The organism is Actinosynnema sp. NPDC023658, assembly GCF_040639995.1.
Lineage (GTDB): Bacteria > Actinomycetota > Actinomycetes > Mycobacteriales > Pseudonocardiaceae > Actinosynnema.
Genome location: NZ_JBFAAX010001412.1, coordinates 1 through 1,164, shown reverse-complemented (window position 1 = coordinate 1,164; position 1,164 = coordinate 1). Strand labels below are relative to the sequence as shown.

2 protein-coding genes are annotated in these 1,164 nt (G+C 73.9%); one reads left to right on the top strand and one right to left on the bottom strand.

Going from position 1 to position 1,164, the window contains the following annotated elements:
* A partial coding sequence (locus AB0G02_RS41420; protein WP_360806404.1) for a DMT family transporter occupies nt 1-898 on the top strand: 898 nt, incomplete at its 5' end.
* Nucleotides 899-921: 23 nt separating this feature from the next.
* Here AB0G02_RS41420 and AB0G02_RS41415 read toward each other — a convergent pair.
* Nucleotides 922-1,164 (bottom strand): aminotransferase class III-fold pyridoxal phosphate-dependent enzyme (locus tag AB0G02_RS41415; RefSeq protein ID WP_360806401.1); only part of this gene is annotated, 243 nt, incomplete at its 5' end.

Below are 1,164 nucleotides of genomic sequence, written 5' to 3'. Positions count from 1 at the left end.
GCTGCCGGACCTGCTGACCGGCTGGTCGGCGGTGGCCGTGACGGCCGGTCGGTACCTGGCCTACGGGCTCCTCTCGCTGGTGCTCTTCGCGCTCGGCGGTGCGGCGGTGCGGCGGATCGCGCGGCGGCACTGGGCGCCGGCGGTCGGGTTCGGCATCGCGGGCAACGCCGGGTACTACCTGCTGCTCGTCGTCGGCATCCAGACCGTCGGCGCACCGGTGACGAACATGGTCATCGGGTGCATCCCGGTGGTGATGGCGCTGGTCGGCAACGCGGTCTCGCGGCTGGCCCCGTGGCGCAGCCTGGCCCTGCCGGTCGCGCTGGTGGCGGTCGGCCTGGTGGTGGTCAACGGGCTGGAGATCTCCGGCGCGCAGGCCACCGAGCCGACGTCCGTGACGACCAAGGTCCTCGGCCTGCTGGCCTGCGTCGGCGCCGTGGCGCTGTGGACGTGGTACGGCATCGCGAACGCCCGGTTCATGGCGGAGAACCCGGACGTGCCCGCCGGGCAGTGGGCCACGGTGGTGGGCGTCGCGACCGGTGTGGTCACGGTGGTCGCGCTCCCGCTGGCCGTGGTGACCGGGCAGTGGGACGTCGCACCCGGCGGCACGGGCGTCGCCGGTTTCGTGGCCGTGGCGGTCGTGCTGGGCGTGCTGGTGTCCTGGGTGGCGACGTGGCTGTGGAACGCCGCGTCGGCCCGCCTCTCCCCCACCGTCGCCGGGATGCTCGTGAACGTCGAGACGTTGTCCGGCTACACCTACGTCTACGTCGCGCGGCAGGAGTGGCCGCCGTTGGGGCAGGTGCTGGGGTTCGTGCTCATCATGGTCGGCGTGGTGCTGGTGATCCGCGTGCAGCAGCGTGCGGAGGCCGTCGCGGAGCCCGTGCGGACAGGGCGGGGCTGACCGCACGGGCACCCGCTCGGACGTCAGCCGGCGGACGAGGAGGCCGGGACGGGCAGCACGGCCCGCATCGACCGGTCGAGCTTGTCCACCAGTTCCGCGCAGTCCTCGGCGGTGATGACCAGCGGCGGCGTGAGGATGACCGTGCTGCCCGCCGTGGACAGCAGCAGGCCCTCGTCGCGGCACCGCAGGCGCAGGTCGGCCACCGCGTCGGCGTCGGCGTCGAGGTCGACGCCGATCATCAGGCCCTTCCCGCGCACCCGCAGCAC